Annotated in this window: 8 protein-coding genes; 3 read left to right on the forward strand and 5 right to left on the reverse strand. The window is 52.1% G+C overall.

Translation table 11 applies throughout. From position 1 onward, the window contains the following. Positions 1-49 precede the first annotated feature (49 nt). A complete protein-coding gene (locus LVJ83_RS10930) occupies positions 50-11,986 on the reverse strand; it encodes an ESPR-type extended signal peptide-containing protein (protein ID WP_244784602.1) in 11,937 nt (3,978 codons plus the stop codon). A gap of 1,097 nt (positions 11,987-13,083) precedes the next feature. Between LVJ83_RS10930 and cysE the strand changes: the two genes are divergently transcribed. Continuing rightward, positions 13,084-13,878: a serine O-acetyltransferase gene (gene cysE / locus LVJ83_RS10935; protein ID WP_244784604.1), complete on the forward strand. Its 795-nt coding sequence runs from the start codon at positions 13,084-13,086 to the stop codon at positions 13,876-13,878. Positions 13,879-14,094: 216 nt separating this feature from the next. Then, on the forward strand, positions 14,095-15,312 hold the full coding sequence (gene pncB / locus LVJ83_RS10940) for a nicotinate phosphoribosyltransferase (protein ID WP_244784606.1): 1,218 nt from the start codon (positions 14,095-14,097) through the stop codon (positions 15,310-15,312). A 110-nt stretch (positions 15,313-15,422) separates the two neighbouring features. On the opposite strand, the gene LVJ83_RS10945 is transcribed toward pncB, so the two are convergent. From LVJ83_RS10945 to gabT, 3 genes are all read right to left on the reverse strand, one after another. Then, a complete protein-coding gene (locus LVJ83_RS10945) occupies positions 15,423-16,625 on the reverse strand; it encodes an aromatic amino acid transport family protein (protein WP_244784608.1) in 1,203 nt (400 codons plus the stop codon). Between the two features lie 264 nt (positions 16,626-16,889). Beyond that, positions 16,890-18,323 carry an NAD-dependent succinate-semialdehyde dehydrogenase gene (locus LVJ83_RS10950; RefSeq protein WP_244784610.1) on the reverse strand — a complete coding sequence of 478 codons (1,434 nt, stop codon included), beginning with the start codon at positions 18,321-18,323 and terminating at the stop codon, positions 16,890-16,892. Between the two features lie 236 nt (positions 18,324-18,559). Continuing rightward, the gene (gene gabT, locus LVJ83_RS10955; RefSeq protein WP_244784612.1) at positions 18,560-19,813 is read right to left on the reverse strand and encodes a 4-aminobutyrate--2-oxoglutarate transaminase; all 1,254 of its coding nucleotides are present in this window, start codon (positions 19,811-19,813) and stop codon (positions 18,560-18,562) included. A gap of 239 nt (positions 19,814-20,052) precedes the next feature. Here gabT and LVJ83_RS10960 point away from each other — a divergent pair, with 239 nt between their 5' ends. Next, entirely contained in the window at positions 20,053-20,817 is a 765-nt protein-coding gene (locus tag LVJ83_RS10960; RefSeq protein ID WP_244784614.1) for an IclR family transcriptional regulator, read from the forward strand. A 314-nt stretch (positions 20,818-21,131) separates the two neighbouring features. On the opposite strand, the gene LVJ83_RS10965 is transcribed toward LVJ83_RS10960, so the two are convergent. After that, positions 21,132-22,262 (reverse strand): beta-ketoacyl-ACP synthase III, encoded by a 1,131-nt coding sequence (locus LVJ83_RS10965; RefSeq protein WP_244784616.1) that lies wholly within the window; start codon positions 22,260-22,262, stop codon positions 21,132-21,134. Positions 22,263-22,425: the final 163 nt, after the last annotated feature.

Raw genomic sequence — 22,425 nt, forward strand, 5'->3', positions numbered from 1 at the left:
CACTTCACCGTTAAGCCGGCAAAGTGTGGTTTAGATGACGATGCAGTGATTACCAACGATAGCCGAAGCCCACACCGCTGCTCACCGTGCCGCGGCTGTTATGTGAAGCATTCAGCTTGAAAACCATCTTGCCGTTATCCGACACACTGGAAATCCCCAATGCGATGGCTCGTTGCGCCCGGTGTGCACCACCGGCAATCGCCACCATGCTTTCACCGGCTTGGATTGCTTGTGGCAAGCTGGCCATCGCAGCAGCTGTCGCACCCACGCCGTCGATATCGCGCGACAATTTCTCCACACGGTTACTCAACTGGTTTACCCCGACCGCAACGTTGTCGATAGCGCGGTGCGTGTCGTACAGCTGGCTGCCGTTAATCGCATCGGTACTGGTTGCAGAAACCACGCCGGCGGCAACGTTTTGAATCTGACGGGTGTTGCCTTCGCTGCCGACGCTGACTACACCGCCTACATCGGCCACACCTGCAACCTGTTCGTCATTCACACCCAGATAGGTGTAGCTGCTGCCGTTGTTGTGATCTGCACGGTTGATTTGCTTGGCAGACGATTTGTTGCCCAACACCACCGAGTTTTCCAGCGTTTCGGTCACATCGTTACCCACCACAAACGTATTAGCGGTGCTGACGGTATTGTTGTTACCCAATGCATAGCTGGCGTTGCCGCTCACCGTATTCGGGTCGCCGATTGCGCCGGAATGGTTGCCGGTAACGTTATTGCCCGTACCGATACTCAGCGACTGTTTGCCTGCCGCAATCGAGCCGTGGCCAATCGCTACAGCAGATTCGCCGCTGGCTTTGGTGTTGTGGCCGACTGCGACCGCACTTGTGCCGGTGTCGGCAACAATCGCATTCACCCCGACAGCCGTTGAGTTGGCACCGCCGGCGCTGGAATCGTTGGTTGCGCCGATATCGCCTTTTTCCGCACCGGTATTATTGGTATGGAAATATTTCACGCCGCCGGTATTCATACTTTGCACGGTTTGCGCAATCGTCTGATGATCGGTGGTTTGCTGCCCGCTGGTGTTATAGGTCAGGAACTGCGATTTGCTGTTGCTGTTGTCTACATTATTGTTGATCACTTGATCTTTAATGTTGACCTCCGTTGTCGTGCCGTCGGGGTTGGTGATGGTGGCATTGTTCACGGCATAAAGCTGCTTGCCTGTAACCACATCACTGCTCGTAGCGGAAATATCACCGTCTTTCACGCCGCTGATTTTGCCGTCTTTCACGTTCACACCGCCCACACTCAAACTGCCGTCGTTGCCCAAATCAATGTCTTTCGCCAATTGGATTTGCACTTTGCCATCGGCCACTTTGGTGCTGATGTTGCTGTCGGCACCGACAATCTCAACGGTTTCGCCCAGCTTCGCCGTTTGCGTACCGTCCTGTGTTTTCACGCCAAAGCCTTTGTCCGTGATACTGCCGACCGCAGAATCAACAGCCTCTTTCACGTTTGCGATATTGGCCGCATCGGTGTCTTTTTCACCTTTGCCCACGTTCGACAACACATTGCCGCCGTTGTCCAAGCCTTTATCGGTCAGGCTCACCACCTTATCGCCTTCGCCGATGGTGATGCCTTTGCCGTTAATCACGGTCGTGGCGCCGTCGGTGGTAAAGGTGGCGCTGTTCAAGCCGCTCAAGTCTTTCGCCAGGGCAATCCGCATGGTGCCGTCTTCAACCGACGTCATCAGGTTTTTGCCTGCATCAAACTTGCTGGAATCGGTGTTGGCATCAGCGCCTTTAATGCTCACGGTTTCATTCAGCTTTTTCGCCGCTTCGCCGCTGTTGCCGGCAAATTTCAAGCCGTCGTTCAGGGTGGCCACTTGTTCGACAATGTCGTTACCGTCAGCATCTTTGCCGTTGGTGTAAGTGATGCGGGTTGCTGTTTCACCGTCTTTACCGTTCAAACCTTTGGCGCCGGCAGTATTCACACCGATGGTGGTGCCTTGTCCATCTTTCCCGTTCAAGCCGATGGTGCCGTCTTTGCCGTTCAGCGTCACCGCACTGCCGTCTTTGCCGTTCACCGCCAGTTTGCCGTCTTCACCGGCTTCACCGTTTTCGGCTTTTTCACCGATGGTCAAGTCGTTGTTAAAGGCAATTTGCAAGGCTTCAGCTTTTCCGTCGGCATCTTTAACCACTTGGGTGCTGATGTTTTTGCCATCGCCTTTTACAGCAATCGTCGAACCTAAAGACTGTTTAATCGTTTCGCCATTGTCATCGGCTAAGCTGAATCCGTCGGCAGTTGCTTTAGAAACCAGCTCTTTCACGTTTGCGATATTGGCCGCATCGGTGTCTTTTACACCGTTGCCCACGTTCGACAACACATTGCCGCCGTTGTCCAGCCCTTTGTCGGTCAGGCTCACGGTTTTGCCGTCTTCGCCGTTTTCACCTTGTTTGGCAATCGTGATGCCGTTATCGCTGATGGTGGTGGTATTGCCGTTTGTGCCGAAAGTTGCCTTGTTCAAATCCGTCAACTCTTTGGCCAGTTTCACCACCAAGTTGCCGTCTTCACTATCCACACGGATATTGTTACTGCTCATTTCAGCCCCTTCAGCCGCACCCCCTTTAATGGTTAAGGTTTCATTCAATTTTTTGGCAATATCGTCGCCTTTATCACCTTTGAATTTCAAACCGTCATTCAAGGTTGCCACTTCTTCAACGATGTCGTTGCCTTCAGCATCTTTGCCGTTGGTGTAAGTGATGCGGGTTGCTGTTTCACCGTCTTTGCCGTCCAAACCTTTGGCGCCGTTTTTCACGGCGATATTGGTAGTCGGCGCAGCCTCGCCATTGTCACCTTTCGGCCCGGTCAGGCCGATAGAGCCGTCGGCACCGTTAATCACCACCGCACTGCCGTCTTTACCGTTCACCGCCAGTTTGCCGTCTTCGCCGGCTTGACCGTTTTCAGCCGCTTTACCGATGGTCAGGTCTTTATTGAACCCAAACTGCAAAGCGCCGCTGTCGGCATCTGCCGTTACGCTGATGTTGTCGTCACCTTTCAATTGAATGGCTTTATTGTCACTCAGTTTATTGCTGACTTTATTGCCGTTTTCATCTTCAAATGCCACGCTCAAGCCATTGAGGGAATCAGCGGTTGCGGCATTGTCGATTTTGGCTTTTGTTGCCTCATCAAGCTTAACGGTGATGCTTTTACCCTCAGCATCAACAGCGGTCGCAATACCGTTTTCACCTTTAATATCAAAATGGCTGTTGTCTTTATCAACGGTTACTTTCGCACCGTCAACCCCGGTTGTGCCCACGGTAAAGCTTGCCAGTTTTGCATCGGCGGCTGTTTTGGCTTCCGTTGCACTTTCCTGCGCTTTAATCACTGATGAATTCACAGCTTGCAAGTCGCCGATATTGGCGGCATTTTTCAGCATATCGCCCGCTGCAGCAGCCAAATCTGTACCATTTAAACCACTGGCTACATTGGCAATTTGTTTATCGCCCGCATTGATACCCTTATCTTTGCTGATCGACACATCACCTGCGGTAAAGGTATCGGCAGCAACACTAGTCAAGCCTTTCAGATCTTTCGCTAAGGTAAAGTTAATCGCTTTGTTGGCTGAATCAATAGCCGCTACGATATTGCTATCGCCGCCTTTCAGGGTCAGTTTGTCGCCGCTACCAATCTCTAAATCAGTTGTGGCTTGGCCGTCTGAATATTTAGTGGTCAAGTTGCCCATGGCGGTACTGACTTCGTCCAGCTGTTTCTTGTTGACTGCGTCAGTGTCTGCAACACCGGCTGCAACGTTGCTGATTTTGGTGTTGCCGGCATCAATACCGCTGCGGCTGATTTGCGGTGCAGTAGCATCAAAGCCATCTTTGCCGTCATTAAAGCCCACGCCGTCATCGGTAATCATCACGCCGTTATCGCCGAAGTTGATTGAGCCGTCTTCGGTCAGCTCGATGTTTTTCGCCAGCTCGATATCCAAGCCGTCGCCTGCTGCGTTGGTGCTGACGGAAATGTTGCCGGTGGTGACGTTAGTCGGGTCGGTGACGCCGCCGTTCAGTTTCAGCGTTTCGCCTAATTTACGTGCCACACCATCGCCCACATCGCCGCTAAAGGTCAGCTGTTTGCCTTCCAACGTGGTTAAGTCTGCGGTGCTGGCGGCATTGTCGATTTTGGCTTTGGTGTCTGCCGTCAAATCAACGGTGATTTTGTTGCCGTCAACTTTGGTTTCTACCTTGCCGTCATCTGCACCGACGATGTCAAAACGGGTGCTGTCTTTGCTGATGGCAATGCCTGCCGCAGCGCCTGCTTTATCGGCGCCCACGGTGAAATTAGCCAATTTTGCATCAGCTGTGGTTTTGGCTTCTTTCGCGGCTTCGTCCGCTTTTTCTGCTTTGGCATCGGCAGCAGCGGCGGCAGCAGTTACATCGGTTTTCACAGTTTCCAACTGGCTGAAATTCACCGCATCATTTGCTTCTGTGCCATTCGCCACATTGGTGATTTTCTTATTACCGGCGTTAATGCCGTTATCTTTCGAAATCACAACATCACCTGCGGTAAAGGTATCGGCGGCAACGCTGGTTAAGCCGTTTAAGGTTTTAGACATTTCGATTGAAAGCGTATCGCCGGCGGCATTGGTGATAATGTTGCCTTTTGTGGCCGCATCATCGGCAGCGCCTTGAATCTTCAACGCTTTGCCGTTGGCAATGGTGATTTCTTCGCCTTTATCGCCTTGATATTTGGTCGCAACGGCGCCAACCGCACTTTCAACATTTTTCAGTTGGTCTTGGGTTGCCTGATCCAAACCAACGGTGATTTTCTTGCCGTCTACTTTGGTTTCAACGCCGTTTTGGCCGACGATATCCAAGCGGTTGCCGTCTTTATTGAGCGTAACCATGTTAGTTGTATCGGCACTATTAGTGTCTACGCCAACCAATACGTTAGCCAGTTTCTCATCAGCTGCTGTTTTGGCTTCTGCGGCGGCTTCGTTTGCTTTTGTCGCATTGGCATCGGCAGCATCGGCAGCCGTTTTCACGGTTTCCAACTGACCGAAATTCACCGCATCGTTTGCTTCTGTGCCATCAGCCACATTGGTGATTTTCTTGCTGCCGGCATTGATGCCGTCTGAAGACATGCTGACACCGCCGGCAGTAAATGTGCCTGCTTCAACGCTGGTTAAGCCTTTCAGCTCTTTCGCCAAAGTGAAGTTAATCGCTTTATTGGCAGAATCAATGGTGGCTACGATATTGTTATCCTCGCCGCCTTTCAGGGTCAGTTTTTCACCCTTGCCGATTTCCAAATCGGTATCCGCTTTGCCGTCTGAATAAACAGTGGTCAAGTTGCCCATGGCGGTGCTCACGTCGTCCAGCTGTTTCTTGTTGACTGCGTCGGTGTCTGCAACACCGGCGGCAACGTTGGTAATTTTGGTGTTGCCTGCGCTAATGCCGTCTTTACTAATCAATGGCGCTGCATTGGAGAATGTATCGCCGGCAGCAAAACCCACACCATCATCACTAATCATCAGGCCGTCTGAACCAAAGTTGATTGAACCGTCTTCAGTCAGCTCGATATTTTTCGCCAACTCAATATCCAAGCCGTCGCCTGCTGCGTTGGTGCTGACCGCAATATTGCCGGTGGTAACATTAGCCGGGTCGGTGACGCCGCCATTCAGTTTCAGCGTTTCGCCCAATTTGCGTGCAACACCATTGCCCACATCGCCGCTAAAGGTCAGTTGTTTGCCTTCCAACGTGGTTAAGTCTGCGTTGCTGGCGGCATTGTCGATTTTCTCTTTGGTCTCCGCCGTCAAATCAACGGTGATTTTGTTGCCGTCAACTTTGGTTTCTACCTTGCCGTCATCTGCACCGACGATGTCAAAACGGGTGCTGTCTTTGCTGATGGCAATGCCTGTAGCCGTGCCTGCTTGATCAGCGCCTACAGTAAAGCTTTCCAATTTTGCATCAGCTGTGGTTTTGGCTTCTTTGGCGGCTTCGTCCGCTTTTTCTGCTTTGGCATCGGCAGCAGCGGCGGCAGCAGTTACATCGGTTTTCACAGTTTCCAACTGGCTGAAATTCACCGCATCATTTGCTTCTGTGCCATTCGCCACATTGGTGATTTTCTTATTACCGGCGTTAATGCCGTTATCTTTCGAAATCACAACATCACCTGCGGTAAAGGTATCGGCGGCAACGCTGGTTAAGCCGTTTAAGGTTTTAGACATTTCGATTGAAAGCGTATCGCCGGCGGCATTGGTGATAATGTTGCCTTTTGTGGCCGCATCATCGGCAGCGCCTTGAATCTTCAACGCTTTGCCGTTGGCAATGGTGATTTCTTCGCCTTTATCGCCTTGATATTTGGTTGCAACAGCGCCAACCGCACTTTCAACATTTTTCAGTTGGTCTTGGGTTGCTTGATCCAAACCAACGGTGATTTTCTTGCCGTCTACTTTGGTTTCAACGCCGTTTTGGCCAACGATATCCAAGCGGTTGCCATCTTTATCGAGGGTAACCATGTTAGTTGTATCGGCGCCCGCAGTGTCTACGCCAACCAATACGTTAGCCAGTTTCGCATCGGCTGCTGTTTGTGCTGCATCAGCGGCCGTTTTCACGGTATCCAACTGGCCGAAATTCACTGCATCAGTGTTTTCTGCACCATCAGCCACATTGGTGATTTTCTTGCTGCCTGCGTTGATGCCGTTATCTTTCGAAATCACGACATCGCCCGCTGTAAATTTATCAGCTTGCACTTCGGTTAAACCCGTCAACGTTTTGTTCAACGCAAACTCAATTGCTTTGTCAGTTGCATTAATCGTTGTGGTGATATTGCTATCGCCGCCTTTCAGGGTCAGTTTGTCATCTTTGCCAATCTCTAAATCAGTTGTGGCTTTGCCGTCTGAATATTTAGTGGTCAAGTTGCCCATAGCGGTGCTGACGTCGTCCAGCTGTTTCTTGTTGACTGCGTCGGTGTCTGCGACACCGGCTGCAACATTGCTGATAACTTTGTTGCCGGCATCAATACCGCTGCGGCTGATTTGCGGGGCGGTAGCATCAAAGCCATCTTTGCCGTCATTAAAGCCCACGCCGTCATCACTAATCATCAGGCCGTTATCGCCGAAGTTGATTGAGCCGTCTTCGGTCAGCTCGATGTTTTTCGCCAGCTCGATATCCAAGCCGTCGCCTGCATCGTTGGTGCTGACGGAAATGTTGCCGGTGGTGACGTTAGTCGGGTCGGTGACGCCGCCGTTCAGTTTCAGCGTTTCGCCCAATTTGCGTGCAACACCATTGCCCACATCGCCGCTAAAGGTCAGTTGTTTGCCTTCCAACGTGGTTAAGTCTGCGTTGCTGGCGGCGTTGTCGATTTTGGCTTTGGTGTCTGCCGTCAAATCAACGGTGATTTTGTTGCCGTCAACTTTGGTTTCTACCTTGCCGTCATCTGCGCCGACGATGTCAAAACGGGTACTGTCGTTGCTGATGGCAATGCCTGTTGCCGCGCCTGCTTGATCGGCGCCTACAGTAAAGTTTTCCAATTTCGCATCGGCAGCTGTTTTGGCTTCTGCGGCGGCTTCGTTTGCTTTTGTCGCATTGGCATCGGCAGCATCGGCAGCCGTTTTCACAGTTTCCAACTGGCTGAAATTCACCGCATCGTTTGCTTCTGTGCCATCAGCCACATTGGTGATTTTCTTGCTGCCGGCATTGATGCCGTCTGAAGACACAACCACATTACCCGCTGTAAATTTATCAGCTTGCACTTCAGTTAAACCCGTTAACGTTTTGTTTAACGCAAACTCAATTGCTTTGTCAGTTGCATTAATCGTTGTGTTGATATTGCTATCACCGCCTTTTAGGGTCAGCGTTTCATCTTTGCCGATTTCCAAATCAGTTGTGGCTTTGCCGTCTGAATATTTAGTGCTTATCGCATTCAACTGTTCGGTACTGGCGGCATTGTCGATTTTGGTTTTGGTGGCTTCAGTCAAATCAACCGTGATTTTATTACCGTCTACTTTGGTTTCAACTTTGCCGCCGTTTACACCGACAATATCGAAACGCTCATTGCCGTTTTTGATTTCAACGGTTTCTGTGCTGGTGCCGTTGGTGTCTGCACCCACTTTAAATGAAGTCAATTTGCTGTCGGCAGCAGTTTGCGCGGCTGCGGCATTGGCAAGTGCGGTTGTGGCACTGGTATTGGCAGCATCTGCCGCACCTTGCGCTTGAGCAGCGGCTGCATCTGCCTGTTCAGCTTTGGTTTGCGCATTATTTGCGGCAGTTTGTGCGTTATCCGCCTTGGTTTCAACTGCACTTAGCTGACTAAAATTCACCGCATCATTTGGCTCTGCACCATTCGCCACATTGGTGATTTTCTTGCTGCCGGCATCAATACCGTTTGGTGTGATTCTGACACCGCCTGTGGTGAAACCTGTATTGGATGTTACTGTGCCGGTAAAGGTCGGGGCATCCACAACACTGTATTTAACCGTGTTAGTGGCTGCGTCATAGCTTGCGGTTGTGTTGGTGCCGTTAACAAAATCAATATTTTCATCTTTTGCAATGCGGTCTTTGGCCGCGTTGCCATTGGCACTGACAGTAAAGGTGCCGGCATCAACGACGCTAGTTAACTTTTGAATATCGGTGGTATTGTCTGAAATCGCTGTGGTATTGGTGGCAATATCTCCAGTGTTTTTTGCAAGCGCTGTAGTGTTATCGGCAATCTTACTGGTATTGTCATTAATCGCCACAGTATTTTTCGCAATATCGCCTTTATTGGTAGCAATATCAGTGGCATTTTGATTTGCCATGCTTTCAATAGCAGGGATTTTATCCATATTGGCTTTGGTTGTTTCATCTAAAGCCACATTGATTTGATTGCCGTTCACGCTGGTAGCAATGCCGTCTTTACCGACCACGTCAAAACGGGTGTTGTTATTGTCAACAGTAATACCTGCCGCTGTTGCAGCGGAATCTGCACCTACAGTGAAGCTGCCGAGTTTGCTGTTGGCTGTGGTTTGCGCATTATTGGCGGCAGTTTGTGCTGTTGCCGCATTACTCAATGCATTATTGGCAGTGATATTGGCCGTATCGGCGGTATTTTGCGCTGCTGTGGCTTTGGTTTCCATGGTTTGCAGTTGGCTGTAGTTCACCGCATCATTCGGTGCAGAGCCAGTACCGACATTGGTGATTTTGTTCCCATTCATATTGATGCCGTCTGAATTAATGGTGGAGCCGCCTGTAATCGCAATGCTGCTGAGATTGGTCAGGTTTTGTGCCAATTTCACATTTAATGTGCCGCTGCCGTCTGAAACCACGCCGATATTGTTGTCGGTAAGTGTGCTGGTATTACCGCCCTTGATATTTAAGATTTCGCCCAATTTACGGTTGATATTCGTGCCGCTGTCGCCGGCAAACGTTATCGGTTTGCTCGCCACTGCATACAGCTGGCTACCGTTGATTGCATCGGTGCTGCTGGCGCTGATTTGGCCGGCGGCAACGTTGATGATTTGGCGTTCTTTACCGGCTGTACCCACGCTTACCACGCCGTTTGCCGCCTTTCCTTGGCCGGCAAAGCCGTTGTAAGTCACGCCGCCCACTGTTGCGGAGGTTTCAGCGGTCGCCGCACGATCGGTTGAGGCATTGCCCAATACCACGCTGTTTGCTTGGCTGGTGGTAATGTTGCTGCCGACAGCAACCGTATTCGCCTGAGCCACGGTGTTTTGCACACCGACCGCAACCGAATTCTGCCCCGATACATTTGAATACGTACCGATTGCCGTGGCTTGATTAGCCAGCGCTTGGGTAGAAGAACCGATCGCCACCGCTCCTGTTACACGGGTATCGTTAGCAACACCCGCTTTAGCACCGCTACCGATCGCCACCGAATAATTATTCTCTGCTTTGGCTAAATGCCCCATAGCAATAGCGCTATCTGCGTTGTTGCTTGTCGTGGCTGCATTACCGATTGCAATCGCATGAGCACTATTCGCCTGGGCAGCGCCTATCGCAACGGATGACTCTCCGGTTCCTTTGGCATTGGCACCGACTGCTACTGCATCTTTTTGCGTTGCACTGGCACTCACGCCTGCCGCCAACGCATTCACGCCTGTGGCACCATCGTTGTTGTAATTAGAACCAGCTGTGGCAATGGCGCTGTTCACACTATAGTAATGCGTTTGCGCATTTTTCAATTGTGCTACGTTGACGGCATCAGTATCTGCCGAACCGGCAGCAACACCGGTGATTTGGCGGGTAATGGTATTTGAACCAATAGAAAGCGCAGCTGTTGTCGCTTTCCATGTTGAATTGGTGTTGGTTGAGGAAGCGTTGGTTACGGTGTTAAAACCAGCTTGTCCTGCGGCACGGTTGGCAACGCTGCTCGAACCTAATGCGATACTGTCATTAACAGTCGCTTGTGAATATCCACCAATCGCAACCGCATCTTGCGCTGAAGCCTGACCACCACCCACGGCGCTTGCACCCATTGCTGTCGCTTCTGAACCAATCCCCAGTGCAGTTGCGAAGTTACCTGAGCTAAGCGTATCCGAACCAATGGCGGTCGATTGATGTCCGGTTGCTTTCGCATTGTAGCCCACGGCGGTATTTTGTGAATTGCTGGAAGCGGACGCACCGTTGATACCCGCTATCGCACCTACCCCAATTGCGATAGCATTACTCGTATAGGCTTGTGTATTTTGGCCTCCGCCATCGGATTTAGTTGAACCGATTGCAATAGACTGCTGCCCGTCTGCCCGTACATCCTTACCGATAGCAATACTTTCTTTTTGAACCGCTACAGCTTGAGTACCCAATGCAATCGCATCCGTTCCTTTTGCTTCAGTACCGGTGCTATACGAATTGTTTGGTGAGAGTGTCGAACCGATAGCAATGGAACGCAATCCGCTCGCTTCGGAAGAATGCCCCACGGCAAAGGCATTGTTGCCGGTTGCACTGGCAACATTCCCAAGTGCGGTTGAATAATTCCCGGAAGCGGTGACTTGGCGGCCGATAGCAATCGATGTGTCGCCCGATGCAGTATTGACCGTACCCAAGGCAACAGAAGAACCACCGGTTGATTTATTGCCTAACCCCATTGCCATTGAAAACGGGCTGGTTGCCTCATTGCTGTTACCAAAAGCAAAAGCGGACATGCCGGTTGCGCCGTTTGTACCGGCAATATTGTTATAGCCCACCGCAGTTGAGCCTGAATAAGCCTCACTATATTCACCGATACTCACTGAGGAAGGTTGAATTCGAGTTGTCGTGCCCACGCCATCCGGACCACGAAAAACCATATCGCCGCCGGAACCGTTACGATTGGCAATAATTTGTGCCGCCGCACCATAATTGCTGGAATAAGCATCTTTACCAATTGAGATATTGGCGCCCTGATTTGTAGTATTGGATATCGCAGCTTCCGCAACCGCCCCCGTCCCGATCGCAATAGAATCTGCCGAATTAGCTTGAGATGCGGTGGCGTTCGTCGCCCCTGAACTGGTACCGATCGCAATCCCGCGATTACCGCTTGCCGAAGCCGCCCAGCCCATCGCCATTGCATTTGAACCGGTAACACTGGTATCTGCACCCAACGCCACACCGCCTGTCGTGCCGGCTACCTTTGCATTCCAACCTAACGCTGTTGCTCCACCCGTTGCTTGTGCACCGGAACCGACAGCGGTTGCGCCCTCTGCACGGTTATCATTTGATGCAATGCCTTTTGCATTTGCACCGATAATGGTGGAATTATCTCCCGCTGCACTTGCTCTCGTCCCCGAGCCGCCGCCCATGATGATATCGGTAGCGCCTGTTCTGCCGGTACCCCAGCTTTCATAAGCTGCCGCATTGGTACTAAACAGCGCCATAATAATGGCTACTGCAGAAGCCTTCAGACTGAACATCAAACTTAAAGCAGCCGTTTCAACCGGCTGACTTGTAACAACATTGCCGGCGGTTGATTTTCCATGTGCATTGCTCAACTCTGAGGTAACCACCCAAGTGTTTGTAATTTTATTCCAAATAATTTTGTAGATTTTATTCATAAAAAGCTCCTTAAAATATCATATTTAGTGTGCATACAAATCTCAGCCGATATCCGGCTTGTTTGAGCCCAACCGGGGTATCAGATAAAACCTGTATGCCGGTTTCGGCAATAGAAAGGCCGCCATTTCACAAAATGAAACGGCCGGCAATAAAAAGGGTTGTTTTGTTGGATTATTACATTACAGAATCTACGGAGAATAGCAGGCAGGCAGGCAGGCAGGCAGGCAGGCAGGCAGGCAGGCAGGCAGGCAGGCAGGCAGGCAGGCAGGCAGGCAGGCAGGCAGGCAGGCAGGCAGGCAGGCAGGCAGGCAGGCAGGCAGGCAGGCAGGCAGGCAAATTATTTTTAGCAAGTAATTGTTTTGTCAAGAAAACATTTTCACAAACTGCAAAATATATCTGTAATTTTTTCAAAAAATTCCAGCTGCCGTAGTTTAATTGCATGTTTATTTTCTATTTTTCGGATCAGTAAGCAAACGTTGTTCAATCAAATAAAATCTTCATCAAAATTTCAAAAAGCAATTCATCATTACCATACAGAAACACAATATGTTTTGATAAAACAATTAAATAATGTAAATTTTGCAACTGAAATATTTGCTAAGATAATAATTAATTACCACAATATTAATTTCGATAAATTTTAACCATACCCACTATGCTTGTCTATTAAAATTACAAACATATTTTTATTTTTAGTGATTTTTGGCATTTTTACCACAACGTGCATGGCTAGCTATTTGACATCAATCAAAAAGCATAATTTACCTTTGCTTTTAGACTTTTTACTCAATCCATTTTCGGTACTTTCACACTATCGAGCCTCTGCAAAAGCACGGTTTATCTGCAATCCGGCGCTCTTCGCATAGGGCGTTCTGATCATTCATATATCATCGTCTTTTTTGCGCTAAAAAACGCCCGTAAACCGAATGATCAGGGCTCCCTAACTTGATTGCCGCGCATTCTGAATCATGGTGGCGAAAGTGGGGAAACTTGCTGGGGAAATGCGTTGTATGCCATGCCTGTGAAAAGCATTGAACAAAGCTGTGGTTTGTCGGTAATATAGGCACACGATTCCAACATTTCCAACGGCTCAACCATGACCACTGAAAACCATATCTGCTCGCCTGATTTCGATTTGTGGCAAACCATCCGCCGCGAGGCTGAAGCTGCTGCTGCTGCCGAACCGATGTTGGCCAGCTTTTTACACCTTACGGTGTTGCGCCACCACTCGCTTGATCGTGTGCTGGCGTTTCATTTATCGAGCAAACTTTCCAGCCCGATTATGGATGCTCGTGCTTTATTTGAAGTGTATTTGCAGGCGCTGTCAGATGATGCCGGTATTATCAAAGCGGTTAAATGCGATTTGCTTGCCTGCTTCGAGCGCGACCCGGCTTGTGATGAATATTCGCTGCCGCTGTTGTATTTCAAAGGTTTCCATGCCATTCAGGCGCACCGTATCAATCATTGGCTGTGGAACAACGGCCGCAAAACGCTGGCTTATTTTCTGCAAAACCGCTCGTCTGAAGTATTTGGTGTCGATATCCATCCGGCTGCCCGCTTCGGCAGCGGCCTGATGTTGGATCACGCCACTGGTTTTGTGGTGGGTGAAACCGCCACGCTGGGCGACAATATTTCGATTCTGCACGGGGTAACGTTGGGCGGCTCGGGCAAGGAAAGCGGCGACCGCCATCCGAAAGTTGGCGATGGGGTGATGATTGGCGCCAATGCTTCGATTTTGGGCAATATCCGCATCGGCGAATACTCTAAAGTGGGTGCGGGCAGCGTGGTGGTGTCGGATGTGTCGGCGCACACCACGGTGGTGGGCGTGCCGGCCAAACCGGCAGGCAAGGCCGCCGATATGCCTGCGGCGGAGATGGATCAGCGTATTTAACCGATGCCTTTGCGGCGGTTCGTTTTTCAGCTGCGCACAAGCGGTTGTAAAACGGATTGCCGGCAGGTTTGCACGTGATGCCGGCTTCCGGTTGCGTGAATTTGCCTGTGCCCTGCTTTGGCTTTTATCCGTCATTTTTTCGTCATCCATGCATAGGCAAAGCCCTGAAAACATGGTTTAATAGCTCATTGCCAACCGACAAGAATTATTCTCATCATGTCGCATACCCCCATCATCCATTCTCTGCTCGACACCGATTTATACAAGTTCACTATGCTGCAAGTGGTGCTGCACCAATTTCCGCAAGCGCATGGGGTGTATGAATTCCGCTGCCGCAACAACGATCAAACCGTTTACCCGCTGGCCGACATCAAAGACGAGCTTGAGCGCGAGCTGGATGCTTTATGCGAAGTGAAATTTCGCGAAGACGAGCTTACCTATCTGCGCAGCATGCGTTTTATCAAAAGCGATTTTGTGGATTATCTGGAGCTTTTCCAGCTCAAGCGACGTTTTATTAAAGTATCTACCGATGAAGCAGGCCGTCTGAACATCAAGGTAGAAGGGCCGATTATTCAGGCGATGTTTTTTGAGATTTTTGTGTTGGCGATTGTGAATGAGCTGTATTTCCGCCGCCTCGAAACACCGGAAGTATTGGCCGAAGGCCAACGCCGCCTGGATGCCAAAGTGGCACTGCTCGAAGAGCTCGACAACCGCCAAGATCCGCGCGAGCCGCCCTTTCTGATTTCCGACTTCGGCACCCGCCGCCGCTACACACTGGCCTGGCAGGAGCATGTGATTCAAACTCTGCATCAGGCCGTGCCCGATATTTTTCGCGGCACCAGCAATGTTTATCTGGCCAAAAAGCTCGGCATCACCCCCATCGGTACCATGGCACACGAATTTCTGCAAGCCTTTCAGGCGCTGGATGTGCGCCTGCGTGATTTTCAAAAAGCCGCGCTCGAAGCCTGGGTGCACGAATACCGCGGCGACCTCGGCATCGCGCTCACCGATGTGGTGGGCATGGATGCCTTTTTGCGCGATTTCGACCTCTATTTCGCCAAGCTTTTCGACGGTTTGCGCCACGACAGCGGCGACCCCTACGAATGGGGCGACAAAGCCTGGCGCCACTATAAAAAGCTGAAAATCGACAGCCGCACCAAAATGCTCACTTTCAGCGACAGCCTCAATATCGAAAAATCATGGGGCTTGCACCAATATTTCAAAAGCCGCTTCAAAACCAGCTTCGGCATCGGCACCAACCTCACCAACGATTTGGGCCACACCACACTCAACATTGTTTTGAAACTGGTGGAATGCAACGGCCAATCGGTGGCCAAACTTTCCGACAGCCCCGGCAAAACCATGACCGACAACGACACTTTCCTCGCTTATCTGCGCCAGGTGTTTGACATTGCCGAGCCAGCAAGCAAATAAAAAATCCTTTATTATCAAAGAGGCCGTCTGAAAATATTTTCAGACGGCCTCTTTGAGTGCAGACGAAAGCAACGCCGTTCGGTTATTTTTGTGAATGGGTATTACAGCGCCTACCAGCCCGAAGGCAGCAAATCCAACTTAGCCAACACCGCATAAACGGCACTCGAGCTGTAGAGCAGGAAAATGCTGATATAAATCAACGGATGGGTCATCCACAGCGGGCATTGCCATTCCGGCGCTTTATTGCCGTTGAGCCGTGCGCCGCGCACAATCAGATAAGGCACAATGCTCAACACCACGCCGCTGAACACGCCCACAAAATACAGCGCATCCACAAAGCCCACCATGCCGCTGTAAGCCAGCGCAAACGGCGGCACCACCACCACAGCCACCGCCGCCAAGCGCACCTTGAGATTGGTGTCGATGGGCAGGGCGAAGCGGTCGGCAATATTGCTCAAAAAGCTGCCGCCGATGCCCCAATAAGAAGTGAGCATGGCGCACAACGCAAAACCGTTGGCCATAAAAAACGCCCAACTGCCCAAAGCCCGGCCCCAGCTGATGGTGGCAACCTGGCTGACGTTTTCCAAACCGTTGAGCGAAATCACCGACAAAGGCACCAGCGCAATCAATACAAAAGTGGTAAACATGCCGGCGATAATGGCACGCGGCAGTTTTCGGGGCGTATGCGACAGGCCGCGCGCCATTTCCGGCACGATATATTGGGCGCAATAAATAAACACCACCAGATTAAACACCGGCACCATATACACCCAATTGCCTTCCAGCAAATGGCTGAAATCAGTGGTCGGAAACAACATCGTGGCGCCGACCAACACCGCCAGCATCACAATCATCAGCGAGGTAATCACCTTCTCGCTGCGCCCCAACGCTTTCAAACCCAAAATCAGAATCAGCGCGGCCGGAATAAAAAACAGCACACTGCCCAAACGCTTGTCGATACCGAACAGCGAATGCATCAAATCGCCGCTGCCGCTCATATAGGCAATCAGCGCGCCCAAGGCGTTAACCGTTACCGAAGCAAACATCAGCCACGAGCCTACGCCGCCCACATAGCGTTTGGCCAAGCCGCTGAGCTGCTCATGCTGTTGGGTGCGCAACGTGGCCTCGGCCACATACAGCATGGTAAACGTGGTGATGATGCCCACCACCACCAGCCAAAACAGCAAGGGCAGATAACCGGCCTTACGCGCCGCATACGACACCGATAAAATGCCCGCGCCGATATTGGTGCCCACAATCATAAACACCCCTTCGGCAAAGGTGATTTTTTCTGCTTTCAATACATTAGACATACAACCACTCCTCAATGGCCGTCTGAAAAACGGCCGTTTTAACTTTATTCTTATTTACTGCCGCCACCGCTTCAAACTGTGGAAACCGGGTTTTTGAAAACGCAGCGTGCAAAAACCCCGGCGTGTTGCGCCAAAATTTGCAACACACTGATTCATCAATCAAAAGGGGATTTCGGCTACAGGCTTTCAGACGGCCTTCACATGCCGCCCGTCATGCCGGGCTGAAGCCGCCGCCATGCAGGCGGCAGCCAAGACGACCCAAACTCAGCCCAACTCCAGGCACAAATATTTCAGCTCCAGATATTCATCCACGCCGTATTTGCTGCCTTCGCGCCCCAAGCCGCTTAGCTTCACACCGCCAAACGGGGCGACTTCGTTACTGATCAGGCCGGTATTGATGCCCACCATACCGTATTCCAACGCTTCGGCCACGCGCCATTGGCGGGCGGTATCGCGGGTATAAAAATAGCTCGCAAGGCCGAATTCGGTGTTGTTGGCCGCGGCCACCACCTCTTCTTCGCTGTCGAACTTGAACATCGGGCATAACGGGCCGAAGGTTTCATCACGCGCCACCAGCATCTCAGCGGTTACATCACGCAATACCGTCGGCTCGAAAAAGGTGCCGCCCAAACTTGAGCGTTTGCCGCCGGCTATGCACAGCGCACCTTTTTCCAGCGCATCGGCAATGTGCTGCTCCACTTTTTCTACCGCTTTTTCTTCAATCAGCGGCCCTTGGTTTACGCCCTCTTCCAAGCCGTTGCCGAGCTTGAATGCGGCCACTTTTTCGCTGATGCGGCGGCAAAACTCGTCATACACACCCGCCTGCACATACACACGGTTGCTACACACGCAGGTTTGGCCACTGTTGCGGAACTTGCTGGCCAACGCGCCTTCCACCGCTTTATCTAAATCAGCATCGTCAAACACGATAAAGGGCGCATTGCCGCCCAATTCAAGGCTGAGCTTTTTGATTTGCGGGGCGCTGGCGGCAAAGATTTTCGCGCCCACTTCGGTTGAGCCGGTGAAGCTGATTTTGCGCACAGTTTCATTTTCGGCAAACACCGCGCTGATGGCCGCCGCGCTGCCGTTCACAATCACCAGCAAATCTTCGGGAATGCCCGCTTCATAAGCCAACACGGCCTGCGCATAAGCGCTCAGAGGCGTGAGGCTGGCCGGCTTGACCAGCATCGCGCAGCCCACTGCCAAGGCCGGCGCGGCTTTGCGGGTAATCATGGCGGCGGGGAAGTTCCACGGCGTAATCGCAGCGGCTACACCGATGGGCTGCTTGATCACCATCATTTTCTGCGTCGGTTTCACGCTGGTGAGAATGTCGCCGTCGATGCGGCGTGCTTCTTCGGCAAACCAGCGGATAAAGCTGGCGGCATAATCGATTTCGCCGCGTGATTCGGTTAAGCTTTTGCCCTGCTCCATGGTCATGATGCGGGCGAGGTTTTCTTTGTTGTCTTTGAGCGCTTGATACCAGCGCCACAAAGCATCGGCGCGCTCCAGCGCGGTTTTTGCCGCCCATTGTTTTTGCGCCGCCGCCGCACGCTCAATCAGCGTGTTTAAGGCTTCGCCCGAAGTGGTTTTTACATAAGCAACGGTGTCGCCGGTGGCGGGGTTTTTCACTTCGATGCCGTCTGAAAGCGGGGCAAACGATACATCGGCATGGTTTAATAATTGTTCGATGGTTTTCATGCTGCTGCTCCTTGAAAAGGGTAAAACGGGCAGAGGCAAAACGCATCTGCCGTTTGAGGCCGTCTGAATCAGCTTTAGGGTGTCCGGACAATTCGATTTACGGGTGTATTTTGCCCCTGAAAACGCATCTGCTGCGTTAAAAAGCCTCGCAAGATGTCCAATCTTGCTGCGTTTTTTGCCTTGCATCTGCATTTCCAGGAACAAAAATCCCCTCATAAACAAATTGTCCGGACACCCTAGCGCGCTTGGGCAAATGCCTGTTCCAACACCGCCAAACCTTGCGCAAACGTGTCGTCTTCAATCGTGAGCGGATAGAGAAAGCGGATAACATTGCCGTGTGCCCCGCACGTGAGCAGCAGCAGGTTGTTTTGCATGGCGATCTGCTGCACTTTGGCGGCAAAGGCGGCATTCGGGTTTTCATCATCGCCGAATTCCACCGCAATCATCGAGCCCAAACCGCGCACTTCAGTGATTTCCGGCGCATTCAAGCCCTTGAGAAAAGCGGTGAGCCGGCCGCCCAAATCTTGCGAACGCTGCAACAGCTTTTCTTCTTCAATTACATCCAGCACCGCCAGCGCCGCCGCCACACCCAAGGGATTGCCCGCATAAGTGCCGCCGAGGCCGCCTTTGCGCGGCGCATCCATAATATCGGCCTTGCCCGACACGCCGCTCAACACAAAGCCGCCGGCCATGCTTTTGGCCATGGTCATGATGTCGGGCTGCACGTCGTAGTGTTGCATGGCAAACAGCTTGCCGGTGCGGCCAAAACCCGCCTGCACCTCGTCGGCAATCATCACAATGCCGTATTCGTCGCAAATCTCGCGTATCGCACGCATGAATTCGGGCGGCGCCACGTTAAAACCACCCTCGCCCTGCACCGGCTCCAAAATCATTGCCGCCACATCATGCGGGGCAATATCGCTTTTGAAAATGCGCTTGATGCTTTTGATTGCATCAGCCACGCTGATGTTTTGCGTGGCCGCCGGATACAGCGCATGAAACACACCCGCCGGCATGGCGCCGAAGTCGGCCTGATAAGGCAGCACCTTGCCGGTCAGCGCCAGCGTCATCATGGTGCGGCCGTGAAAAGCGCCGCCAAACGCAATCACGCCGTTGCGCTTGGTGTGCGAACGGGCGATTTTCACCGCATTTTCCACCGCTTCGGCGCCGCTGGAGAAAAACTGGCTTTTCACCTTGCCGGCAATCGGCACCAGCGTGTTGATGCGCTCGGCCAGCTCGATATAGCTCTGATACGGCACCACCTGAAACGCGGTGTGGGTGAATTTTTCCAGCTGTGCCGCCACCGCCGCCATCACTTTCGGATGACGGTGGCCGGTATTCAACACGCCGATACCGCCGGCAAAATCAATAAACTCACGGCCATCTGTTGCTTTAATCACGGCATTGTCGGCGCTTTGGGCAAACCAGTCGCACATCACACCGGCGCCGTTGGGCATTGCATCACGCATTCTTGCAATCAAATCGTTCATTATTCTTTCCTTTTTCAAGATGACACCGCCCGGTGCCGGAAGGAGACGTTGCGCAAACACCCGCAGCTGCCTGCACGCCGTCTGAAAAATTAGGGTATCACAACCGGAATTCAGTAAAATGAACACTGTTTACCGAATATCGCTCGTTCAATATACTGAACAGATGTTTAAAATACTGAACAAATATTAAATTCACCGCTGCTTTGGTGTCAACCATTTTATTAAAATAATTTAACCTAATGAAATCATCTATTTCCATTCCCGCACTCGATAAAGCCGTGCGCATTCTCGATTTGCTCACCCGCGAAGCCACGCCGATGAGCGGTGCCGACATCGCCAAAATACTCGATTTGCCCCGCAGCTCGGTGCACGGCCTGCTCGCCGGCCTGCTCGAAGCCGATCTGGTGCGCAAAACCGACGAGCGCCATTTCGCCCTCGGCACCCATGTGATGTATTGGGCCAACGGCTTTCTCGCCCAACAAGACGTGGTGGCTGAATTTCATGAAGCCATTGCCCGCATTCCCGAGCTCGCACCCTACACCCTCACCCTTTCCACCCTGAGCGGCGACCAAGTGGTGTATCTGGCGTGCAAAAACAGCAATGCGCCGTTGGGCTTTACCTTCCGCATCGGCATGCAGGTGCCCGCCGTGTTTACCGCCACCGGCAAAATGATGCTCAGCGGTTTGAGCGATGAGGAAGTGAAACAAATCATCAGCCATTTTCCGCCGCCCTTTACCGACAACAGCGTGCAAAACCATCACGATTTTGCGCACGAGCTGGCTCAAATCCGCCGCCAAGGCTATGCCGTCGACAACGGCCAACTGCGGCTGGGCATGCATTGCTTCGGCGTGGCCGTGTACGACCACAACAATCAGGCGCGTTTCGGTGTGGCCGCCAGCCTGATTGAGCAAGAGGCCGACGAAGCCGCCCGCCGCCACCTGATCGGCAGCCTGCAACAACTGGCCGCCCGGCTGACACAGGCATTGGGCGGGCAAACCCGGTAATTTTTGCCGCATACAGAAAGGCCGTCTGAAACTTTAACGTTTCAGACGGCCTGTTTTGATCAACATCTTTAATCTTATGCCCATGCGCAAAAGCAAACTAGCAAAGCAGCGGGGCGGAGACAGTACCAATAATTGGTTGGCCTAGGGTGTCCGGACAATTTGTTTATGAGGGGATTTTTGTTCCTGAAAATGCAGATGCCAGGCAAAAAAACGCAGCAAGATTGAGCATCTTGCGAGGCTTTTTAACGCAGCAGATGCGTTTTCAGGGGCAAAAAGCACCCGTAAATCGAATTGTCCGGACGCCCTAGGACACCCTAGCGCTTCACCAATACCACCGAACCAATAGAATACCCCGCCCCGAAGCTCGACAGCACGCCGATGCTGCCGGCGGCCAGATTATCCTGATGCAGGTGCAGGGCAATCACCGAACCTGCCGAGCTGGTATTGGCATAGCGGTCAAGAATCATCGGCGCTTCTTCCGGCGCAGCATCGCGGCCGAGCACGCGGCGGCTGATGAGCTCGTTCATGGTGCGGTTGGCCTGATGCAGCCAGAAACGCGCCACTTGCTGCGGCTCGATTTGATGCGCGGCCAGATGCGCCACAATGTGTTCGCCCACCGCCGGGCACACTTCTTTAAACACTTTGCGCCCCTGCTGCACAAACAATTTGTCGGCGGCCAACGGGTCGGCATCGGTTTCGCAACGGTTGAGAAAGCCGAAATTATTGCGGATATTGTTGGAAAACTGAGTCCACAATTTTGTGCCCGCAATCTCAAAACCCTTGCCCGCAGCAGCCAGGTCTTCGCGCTCCACCACCATCGCCGTTGCCGCATCACCGAAAATAAAGTGGCTGTCGCGGTCGCGGAAATTCATGTGCGCCGAGCAGATTTCGGCGTTCACAATCAAGACGCGTGTGGCCGAACCGCTTTTCACCGCATCAGCGGCGGTTTGCAGCGCAAACGTGGCCGACGAGCAGGCCACATTCATATCGAATGCGAAGCCGCCGCAGCCTAAGGCCGTCTGAATTTCCACCGCCATCGCCGGATAGGCGCGCTGCATATTGGAATTGGCCACCAGCACCATATCGATATCGGCGGCAGCCACAGCGGCGTTTTCCAACGCCTGCCGCGCCGCCGCCACGCCGATTTCGGCCTGTAACGACAATTCATCGTTGCTGCGGCGTGCAAATTGCGGGCGCATAATGTCGGGGTTCAGAATGCCGGCTTTGTCGAGCACGAAACGGCTTTTGATGCCGGAGGCTTTTTCGATAAACTCGCTGCTCGATTCGGCCAGCGCTTCGATGCGGCCGTCTGAAATTTCGGCGGCATGCTGCGCATTGAAAGCAGCAACATATTGATTGAAAGTGGCCACCAGCTCTTCATTGCTGATGGCGTGCGGCGGGGTAAACAGGCCGGTGCCGCTCAATACGGCGCGGGGTAAAGACATGGCTGCTCCTTTTGGCTGGGGCTTATTGCATTATGACTGTTTTTTGACACAGCGGATTTGCCACATCATAGCACGGCCGGCGGAATAAACAGAGTATCCGGTAAGAGTATCTATTCTAGGCCGCTCCGACCATTCAGGTATCATCATCTTTTTTGCGCTAAAA

This window comes from Uruburuella testudinis, from assembly GCF_022870865.1.
Lineage (GTDB): Bacteria > Pseudomonadota > Gammaproteobacteria > Burkholderiales > Neisseriaceae > Neisseria > Neisseria testudinis.

Bases quoted from the DNA above. Each gene is read 5' to 3' on its own strand.
- LVJ83_RS10930 (WP_244784602.1), bottom strand. From the start codon at position 11,986: ATGAATAAAATCTACAAAATTATTTGGAATAAAATTACAAACACTTGG.
- cysE (WP_244784604.1), top strand. From the start codon at position 13,084: ATGACCACTGAAAACCATATCTGCTCGCCTGATTTCGATTTGTGGCAA.
- pncB (WP_244784606.1), top strand. From the start codon at position 14,095: ATGTCGCATACCCCCATCATCCATTCTCTGCTCGACACCGATTTATAC.
- LVJ83_RS10945 (WP_244784608.1), bottom strand. From the start codon at position 16,625: ATGTCTAATGTATTGAAAGCAGAAAAAATCACCTTTGCCGAAGGGGTG.
- LVJ83_RS10950 (WP_244784610.1), bottom strand. From the start codon at position 18,323: ATGAAAACCATCGAACAATTATTAAACCATGCCGATGTATCGTTTGCC.
- gabT (WP_244784612.1), bottom strand. From the start codon at position 19,813: ATGAACGATTTGATTGCAAGAATGCGTGATGCAATGCCCAACGGCGCC.
- LVJ83_RS10960 (WP_244784614.1), top strand. From the start codon at position 20,053: ATGAAATCATCTATTTCCATTCCCGCACTCGATAAAGCCGTGCGCATT.
- LVJ83_RS10965 (WP_244784616.1), bottom strand. From the start codon at position 22,262: ATGTCTTTACCCCGCGCCGTATTGAGCGGCACCGGCCTGTTTACCCCG.